This is a genomic window from Thermodesulfobacteriota bacterium (assembly GCA_040753795.1).
Lineage (GTDB): Bacteria > Desulfobacterota > Desulfobacteria > Desulfobacterales > Desulfosudaceae > JBFMDX01.
In genome coordinates, this window is the sequence record JBFMDX010000028.1 from 3,394 (window position 1) to 12,830 (window position 9,437).

4 protein-coding genes are annotated in these 9,437 nt (G+C 54.3%); all 4 read left to right on the forward strand.

All coding sequences use genetic code 11. From position 1 onward, the window contains the following. Positions 1–312: 312 nt before the first annotated feature. The 4 genes from AB1724_19385 (at position 313) to AB1724_19400 (ending at position 9,033) form a co-directional block, all read left to right on the forward strand. Entirely contained in the window at positions 313–2,433 is a 2,121-nt protein-coding gene (locus AB1724_19385; protein ID MEW6079980.1) for an ATP-binding protein, read from the forward strand. A gap of 105 nt (positions 2,434–2,538) precedes the next feature. Further along, positions 2,539–2,901: a response regulator gene (locus AB1724_19390; GenBank protein MEW6079981.1), complete on the forward strand. Its 363-nt coding sequence runs from the start codon at positions 2,539–2,541 to the stop codon at positions 2,899–2,901. Between the two features lie 361 nt (positions 2,902–3,262). Next, positions 3,263–5,320 carry a response regulator gene (locus AB1724_19395; GenBank protein MEW6079982.1) on the forward strand — a complete coding sequence of 686 codons (2,058 nt, stop codon included), beginning with the start codon at positions 3,263–3,265 and terminating at the stop codon, positions 5,318–5,320. Positions 5,321–6,051: 731 nt separating this feature from the next. Continuing rightward, the gene (locus AB1724_19400; GenBank protein MEW6079983.1) at positions 6,052–9,033 is read left to right on the forward strand and encodes a PAS domain S-box protein; all 2,982 of its coding nucleotides are present in this window, start codon (positions 6,052–6,054) and stop codon (positions 9,031–9,033) included. The last annotated feature ends 404 nt before the right edge of the window (positions 9,034–9,437 follow it).

Genomic DNA, 9,437 nt, shown 5'->3' on the forward strand with positions numbered 1-9,437 from the left:
ATTCGGAATGGTGAATGAGGAATAGTGAATGAGGAATGAAACGCCTGACGGCGTCACTACGAACATGAAAGTGCCTGTAACGTGAGATGGGTGCTGTTTGTAGTGTGCCCGTAAGGGCATAAATTAACGCCTGACGGCGTCACTACGAACAGGAAAGTGCCTGTAACGTGAGATGGGTGCTGTTTGTAGTGTGCGCGTAAGGGCACAAATTAACTCCTGACGGCGTCACTACGAGCGGTTCGTGGTGTGCCACTGTTTGTAGTGTGCCCGTAAGGGCATCTTTAGAGTTCAAACCGTCACCGAGAGCTGATTATGGCAAAGAAATGGAGAGCCGATTCGGCCGGGCGGATAAAGTTTCTTATCGCCATCATGTTGCTGGCCATGTCGGTCGCTGGCATTCAATCGGCCGCGGCCGGCAACCGGCTCGTGACCGTGGGCGTTTATGAAAACTCCCCCAAAATCTTTACCGACGAATCGGGCAAACCTGCCGGCGTTTTCATCGATGTTATAGAAAATATCGCGCAGGCCGAGGGCTGGAACCTCCGGTATGTTTCCGGCACCTGGGGCGAAGGCCTGGACCGGTTGAAGAACGGCGAGATCGATCTGATGCCTGACGTGGCTTATACCCCGGCCAGAGAAGAGATTTATGCGTTTCACCGGACGCCGGTTCTGTCCTCCTGGTATCAGGTATATGCCCGCAAGGGAAGCGGAATCCGGTCGATCCTGGACCTGTCCGGAAAACGGATTGTTGTTCTGGAACGCTCGGTGCAGCAGGATGCCTTTGCCCGGCTGTCCGGCGGTTTCGGCCTGAACGCCACGATTATTTCCCTGGCGGATTACCGGGCTACTTTTGAACTGGTGGCTCGCGGCGAGGCAGACGCGGCCGTGGCCAACCGGTTCTACGGCTTGAGGCATGCCGCCCAATTTGGCCTGGAAGACACGGCCGTCATGTTTGAACCGTCCGACCTCTTCTTCGCGGCCAAAAAGGGGGAAAACGGCGACCTCTTGAGCGCCATCGATGCCCGGCTTGTTCCCATGAAAAAAGATCCGGGGTCGATTTACCACCAGTCCCTGAAACGCTGGACGATGGAAAAGATCGCCGTTATGCTGCCGGGCTGGATAAGAATAGCCTGTTTTTTAACCGGCGGAATTATTCTCTTTATCACGATCTGGAGCTTTCTGCTCAAGCGTCAGATCAAGGCCCGTACCAGGGATCTGTCCGAACGGAACGAGAAGATCGTTGCCGCCAACCGGGCGCTTGCCTCCAGTGAACGGAAGTATCGTGAACTGCTGGAACACGCCAACAGTATCATTCTGCATTGGACCAGCGACGGACGCATTACCTTTCTGAATGAATTCGGCCAGCGATTCTTCGGCTTTTCTCAAACGGAGATCGTCGGCCGGCACGTGGTCGGCACCATCGTTCCCGACGTTGAATCCGGTGGCCGGGATTTAAAGCCCCTGATGGATAAGATTTGCGTTGATCCAAAAGCGTTCGAACGGAATGTCAATGAAAACATCCGCCGCAACGGCGAGAGAGTCTGGATTTCATGGACCAACAAGGTCTACTTCGATGATAACGGACGGATCGAAGGGATCCTCAGCATCGGCACCGACATCACCGAACAGCGAAGAGTTGAGGAAGAGTTGCGTCGACTCAACCTCGAACTGGAACAACGGGTCGCGCAGCGGACCGTGGATCTGGCCGCGGCCAGGGATCGCGCCGAGTCGGCCGATCGGCTGAAGTCCGCCTTCCTGGCGGTCATGTCGCATGAACTGCGTACGCCGCTCAACTCCATCATCGGGTTTACCGGCATTCTGCTGCAGGAACTGGCCGGTCCCCTGAACCCGGAGCAGAGAAAACAAATGGGAATGGTTCAGGCCAGCGCCCGCCACCTGCTGGCCCTGATCAACGACGTACTGGATATTTCCAAAATAGAAGCCGGTCAGCTTGATCTTTTTCCAACTTCCTTTGATTTAAAGTCGTCCATGGAAAAATCGATTGCCCTGGTCACGCCGCTGGCAGAAAAAAAAGGAATCGATCTGAAACTGGATATCGCTGAAAACGTTGACGCCGTGACAATGGACCAGCGGCGTCTGGAGCAGGTTATCATCAATCTGCTCAACAACGCCGTCAAGTTCACTGAAAAAGGATATGTTCTGCTTTCCTGCCGGAACGACAACGATCACTACGCGGTGTCGGTTTCGGATACCGGCATCGGCATCCGGGATGAGGCGATCCCGGCCCTTTTTCAACCCTTTCATCAGGTCGATAACGGGCTTACCCGAAAACACGAGGGCACCGGCCTGGGGCTGTCCATTTCCAAAAAACTAATTGAGATGATGGGGGGTACCATCAAAGTACAAAGCCAATGGGGGAAGGGCAGTACGTTTACGATACGCTTACCGAAGGGAATGATGAATGCGGAATGATGAATGATGAAATCAAACCCTCCGTTCGTAGTGACGCCGTCAGGCGTTGTTAGAAAGATGAATGCGGAATGATGAAAATGGTGAGATTTCTTAAAGAGGCTGGTTATGGGTGACACGCTGCTGATCATAGAGGATAATGCTCAAAATCTATATTTGATGCGCTTTCTGCTGGAGAAAAACGGCTTTTCCGTTACCGGCGTGGAAAGCGGCCGCGCGGGTATTGACGAAGCGTTGCGAAACAAACCCCGGGCCATTCTGCTCGATATTCAATTGCCGGAAATGGATGGCTACACCGTAGCCGCGGAACTCAAGAAACACGCCGAACTGGCCGATGTGCCCATCATCGCGGTGACCTCTTATGCCATGGTCGGGGACAGGGAACGGGTTCTGGCCGCCGGAGCCGACGGTTATATCGAAAAACCGATTAATCCGGATACGTTTGTTGCGGAAATCCGGAGGTATCTGTAAGCGTTGTTCGTAGTGTGCCCGTAAGGGCATCTTTAACGCGAGGCAGGTTCTGTTCGTAGTGTGCCCGTAAGGGCATAAAGAAACGCCTGACGGCGTCACTACGAACGGGGAGGTGCCCGTAACGTGGTGCAGGTATGCTTGTAGTGTGCCCGTAAGGGCATCTTTAACGCGAGGCAGGTTCTGTTCGTAGTGTGCCCGTAAGGGCATAAAGAAACGCCTGACGGCGTCACTACGAACGGGGAGGTGCCCGTAACGTGGGTCAAGTATGCTTGTAGTGTGCCCGTAAGGGCATCTTTAACGCGAGGCAGGTTCTGTTCGTAGTGTGCCCGTAAGGGCATCTTTAAACTGGTGGGGGGCGGCCATGAACATTCTTATTGTTGATGATCATAAGGAAAACAGCTATCTGCTGGAGAGCCTTTTAAGGGGAAACGGACACAACACGAAAACAGCGGCCGATGGCGTCGAAGCGCTTGAAATACTTGGCGCCGTCGGCATCGACCTGATCATCAGCGACGTTCTCATGCCGGTGATGGACGGGTTCCAGTTGTGCCGCAAAGTGAAAACCGATGACACCCTGCGCGGCATACCGTTTATCATTTACACGGCCACCTATACCGGCCCACAGGACGAAGCGTTTGCCATGAAGATAGGAGCAGATCGCTTTATCGTCAAGCCATGCGAACCGGATGTGTTGATGACGGCCGTGAACGAGGTGATGGCCGGGGCTGCTTTGCGGCAGGCAGACGATTTTCCGGAACCGGTCCGGGAAGAGGAGGTACTCAAGCTCTACAGCGAACGTCTGGTGCGGAAGCTGGAACAGAAAATGTTGCAGGCGGAACAGGAACTCCAGGCCCGACAAGAGGCGGAAAAAGCCCTCCGGCAAAGCGAGTCCCGTTTCCGGCTTTTTGCCGACACGGCACCGGTCGGCGTTGTTATTTCTGATATAAACCAGAACGCTATTTATGTCAGCCCGAAATTCACCAGCCTTTTCGGCTATACGTTAAATGATATCCCGACGGTTGAAACCTGGTTCTCGCTGGCTTACCCCGACGAGGCCTTACGAAATCTCGTCCGTGAGAAGTGGACCGCCGCGGTGACGAAGGCCAGAGAAACACAATCAGAAATCGTTCCCATGGAGTTCCCGGTCAGATGCAAGGATGGAACGATGCGGGAAATCGAATTCCGTATGTCTACAAACCGGGATCTGGATTTTATCGTTTTTACAGACATCACCGAGCGCAGGAAGGCTGAAACAGAACAGGAGACGCTTAAGAATAAGCTTGTCCAGGCTCAAAAGCTGGAATCCGTGGGCCGTCTGGCCGGAGGCGTGGCCCATGATTTCAATAACATGTTGAATGTTATTCTCGGTTACGCGGAATTGGCCTTAAACAGCACGGACGAGAATGATCCACTTTATGAAGACCTGAAGGAGATCCGGGAGGCCGCGCTTCGATCCAGCGATATCACCCGGCAGTTGCTGGCCTTTGCCCGCAGGCAATTGATTGTTCCGCGAACGATCGACCTGAATGAGGCCGTCGGCAACATGCTCAAGATCCTGCGCCGGCTTATCGGCGAGGATATTGAATTGACTTGGAAGCCCGGCGCTTCAATATGGCCGGTGAAAGTGGATCCTTCTCAAGTCGATCAGATTCTGGCCAACCTCTGCATCAACGCCCGGGACGCCATTGCCGGAATCGGCAGGATTACCATCGAAACAGGGACGGAGTCTCTGAATGAAGAGCACTATCTTGTCGCTAATGCCGATTTTGTCCCTGGAGATTATGCCTTGCTGACAGTGAATGACGACGGTCCCGGCATGGACAGGAACACGCTGGAGCATATTTTCGAGCCTTTTTTCACCACCAAGGAAGATGGGCAGGGTACAGGCCTGGGCCTGGCGACGGTGTTCGGTATTGTCCGTCAGAATGATGGCTTTATTGATGTTGACAGCGCCCCTGGCCGGGGGACGACTTTCAAGATTTATTTGCCGCGGCAGGAAGGCGTGACCGATAACTTGGACTTAAAGACGATGTCCGAAATTCAACGGGGCCGAGGTGAAACAGTGCTGGTGGTGGAAGATGAGATCGCTGTTTTGAAACTCACCAGGAAAATGCTTACTGGTTTGGGATATGAGGTGCTGACGGCCGCCACACCGTTAGCGGCGTTAACGCTGGCCAGGGAGCATCAGAAGAGAATCGATTTACTGATGACCGATGTGGTTATGCCCCAAATGAACGGACGGACGCTGGCCGAACATTTGCGAAATCTTTATCCTGCTATACGGATACTGTTTATGTCCGGCTACACGGCTGATGTCATCTCCCGTCGGGGCGTTCTGGATGAAGGCGTTCAATTCATCCAGAAACCGTTCAGCAAGAAAGACCTGGCGATGAAAGTGAGGGAGGCGTTGGATGAATGATGAATTCGGAATGGTGAATGGGAAAAGATGAATTTGGAATGATGAATTCGGAATGGTGAATGAGGAATAAAACGCCTGACGGCGTCACTACGAACGGGGTGGTGCCCGTAACGAGGGGTTGTGCTTGCTTGTAGTGTGCCCGTAAGGGCATCGTTAAAGCGAGGTTGTGCATGAGCGGCGGCCTCTGAACGCCTGACGGCGTCACTACGAACGGGGTGGTGCCCGTAACGAGGGGTTGTGCTTGCTTGTAGTGTGCCCGTAAGGGCATCGTTAAAGCGAGGTTGTGCATGAGCGGCGGCCTCTGAACGCCTGACGGCGTCACTACGAACGGGGTGGTGCCCGTAACGGAGTGGTTGTGCTTGCTTGTAGTGTGCCCGTAAGGGCATCGTTAAAGCGAGGTTGTGCATGAGCGGCGGCCTCTGAACGCCTGACGGCGTCACTACGAACGGGGTGGTGCCCGTAACGAGTGGTTGTGCTTGCTTGTAGTGTGCCCGTAAGGGCATCGTTAAAACGAGGTTGTGCATGAGCGGCGGCCTGTGAACGCCTGACGGCGTCACTACAAACGGGAAGGTGCCCGTAACGAGGGGTTGTGCTTGTTCGTAGTGTGCCCGTAAGGGCATCGTTAACGTGGGGCAGGTATGTTTGTAGTGTGCCCGTAAGGGCATCGTTTGTGGTCATGTCGGAGAAGAATGGTCGGAAACCGGCTAAAAGACAAAGGTTGAAAATTATCCATGGTCTATATCGATTTGATTCATAACCTGGCGTTGCTGGTAGCTTTGAGCATCGTCTCCGGATTCATTGAAAAACGCTGGCCGCGGCAAACCCGTTCGGGCGTTTTGCTGCAAGGCCTCCTGTTTGGCATGACCGCTGTTCTGGGCATGCTGCGACCCGTGAATCTCGGACCCGGCCTGATCTTCGACGGCCGGTCGATCATGGTCAGCCTGTGCGCTCTTTTCTTCGGCCCCTGGGCCGCGTCACTGGCGGGCACCTTGACGGTGGCCTGTCGCCTGTGGATGGGGGGATCGGGCACGCTGACCGGCACGCTGGTTATTATTTCCTCGGCCATGATCGGCCTGCTGGCCCGTCACTATCTCAAACCTGAAACGCGACCGTTGTCGGCGTCGAACCTTTATCTGTTCGGCATCGCCGTCCATCTGGCCATGATCGCCCTGATGTTTACCCTGCCCGAAGGCGCCGGCCCGGTGGTGGCTAAGCGCATTGCCCCTCCGGTAATGCTGCTCTATCCCCTGGCCACGATTCTGGCCGGAAAAATCCTGCGAGATCAGGTGGAAGCGGGGCGGCAAATGGCGATTGTGCGGGAAAGCATGGACCGGTTCAGGCACGTGTTTGAGTCGGCCAATGTGGGCAAATCCCTCACCCTGCCCACCGGCGAAATCAACGTCAATAAAGCCTTTGCCGACTTTTTAGGGTACACGCCGGAAGAATTAAAACATAAAAAATGGCAGGATCTTACCCCGGAAGATGAAATCGAAAAAACCGAGAAGACGGTTGCCGCGCTGCTTGCCGGCGAAAATGACGCCATCCGGTTTGAAAAAAGCTATATTCATAAAAACGGAGAACGGTTATGGGCCGACGTCAGCGTCACCCTGCGACGCGATGCCGACAACAAACCGCTTCATTTTATCACCACCGTCGTTGACATCAGCCAGCGGAAACACGCGGAGGAAGAACTGGAAAAATCCAACCAGAGACTGACGCAGCTTCTGGAAGTGGCACGCGAGTTGGCTTTGGCGGCCAATACCGGTGACGTGATCCGGATCATTCGACAGGCGGCCCGGGCGTTAAGCAATGCGGACGGCGTTACCGTTGTTCTGCGTGATGGTGACAATTGTTTCTATGTCGATGAAGACGCCATTGAGCCTTTATGGAAGGGCAAAAAGTTTCCCATGAAGGATTGTATCTCCGGCTGGGTGATGCGCAACGCACAGTATGTCGCCATTGAGGATATTTACGTCGATCCGCGCATCCCGCACGATGTGTATCGGGCGACCTTCGTTAAAAGCCTGGCCATGGCGCCTATCCGAACCGAGGATCCGATCGGCGCCATCGGCGCATACTGGCGCGATCATCATCAGCTTACCGGCGGGGAGAAATCCATGCTGGTCGCCCTCGGCAACATGACCGCCACGGTATGGGAAACCATTGAAGCAAGGGATGCTCTCCGGCGTTCCGAGGAAACCTTACGGGCCGTTTTTGAAAACATGCAGGATGGTATTCTGATGGCGGACGCGGTGGCGCAAATATTTGTATTTGCCAACAAGGCTATTGGCCGCATGCTGGGTTATCCGCTCGAACAAATCCTGACTTTCGGATTAAGCGACATTCATCCGCCGGAGGCATTGCCGCACGTGAAAATTGCTTTTGAACGACAGTTGAGCGGCCAACTACCTGTGGCCACCGATATTCCCATGATGCGTCGGGACGGCAGCGTTTTTATCGTTGAAGTAAACGCCGCACCGCTGGAAATAAACGGCCGCGCCTATCTTTTGGGTATTTTCAGGGATATGACCGAGCGCAAACGGGCCGAGACGGAACGAGATAAACTCCAGTCTCAGCTCGTCCAGTCTCAGAAGATGGAGTCCGTGGGCCGGCTGGCCGGAGGCGTGGCCCATGACTTTAACAATATGCTCAATGTAATCATCGGTTTTGCGGAGTTGTCCATTGAAAATATTACCCCCGGTGATTTTCTGCATGAAAATCTGAATGAGATCCTGGACGCGGCCCGCCGCTCGGCGGAGATCACCCGGCAGTTGCTGGCCTTTGCCCGCAAGCAGATCATTTCACCCCGGCCGCTTGATTTGAACGAGACCGTGGAAGGCATGCTCAGGATGCTGCGGCGATTGATCGGCGAGGATATCGATCTTGCCTGGAAGCCGCGAGCCGGTTTGTGGCCGATCATGATGGACCCGTCCCAGATCGATCAGATCCTGGCCAATCTTCTGGTTAACGCCCGGGACGCCATCAGCGGTGTGGGAAAAATTACGCTTGAAACGGAAAATGTGAACCTGGATGAGAATTACTGCGACAACCGGGTCGACTTTGTCCCCGGCGACTATGTTATGCTGGCCGTGAGCGACAACGGCCGCGGCATGGATAAGGAAACGCTGGGCAATCTATTTGAACCTTTTTTTACCACCAAGAGCGCGGACGAGGGTACCGGCCTGGGTTTGTCAACGGTCTATGGTATCGTCAAGCAGAACAACGGCGTTGTCAATGTTTACAGCGAGCCCGGTCAGGGCGCGACTTTCAAAATTTATCTGCCGCGTTATACCGGAAAGGCGGAAAAAATCGAGGAAGTAAAATCAGAGATTATCCCGCGGGGCAAAGGCGAAACCATACTGATAGTCGAGGATGAGGCGGCCGTCCTGAAGCTGGCCGGGAAAGTTCTCACCGGCCTGGGGTATAATGTGATAAAGGCGACATCGCCAGAGGCGGCGCTTAAAATGGCCGAAGAGAACTCCGGTACGATCGATCTGCTGATGACCGACGTGATCATGCCGGAGATGAACGGCCGGGAACTGGCTGAACGGTTGCGGGTACAATATCCCGGCTTGAAGATTATGTTTATGTCCGGGTACACGGCCAATGTTATCGCCCATCACGGCATTCTGGACAAGGGGGTTCATTTCATCCAGAAGCCTTTCAGCAAGCAAGACCTGGCCCTGAAGGTGCGGGAAGCGCTTTTGGAATGATGAATGCGGAATGATGAATGAGGAATGGTGAATGAGAAAACAAACGCCTGACGGCGTCACTACGAACGGGAAGGTGCCTGTAACGTGAGATGAGTGCTTGTTCGTAGTGTGCCCGTAAGGGCATCTTTAAAGCGAGGTTGTGCATACGCGAAGGCCAGAAAACGCCTGACGGCGTCACTACGAGCAGGAAGGTGCCTGTAACGTGAGATGAGTGCTTGTTCGTAGTGTGCCCGTAAGGGCATCGTTAAAGCGAGGTTGTGCATACGCGAAGGCCAGAAAACGCCTGACGGCGTCACTACGAACGGGAAGGTGCCTGTAACGTGAGATGAGTGCTTGTTCGTAGTGTGCCCGTAAGGGCATCTTTAAAGCGAGGTTGTGCATACGCGAAGGCCAGAAAACGCCTG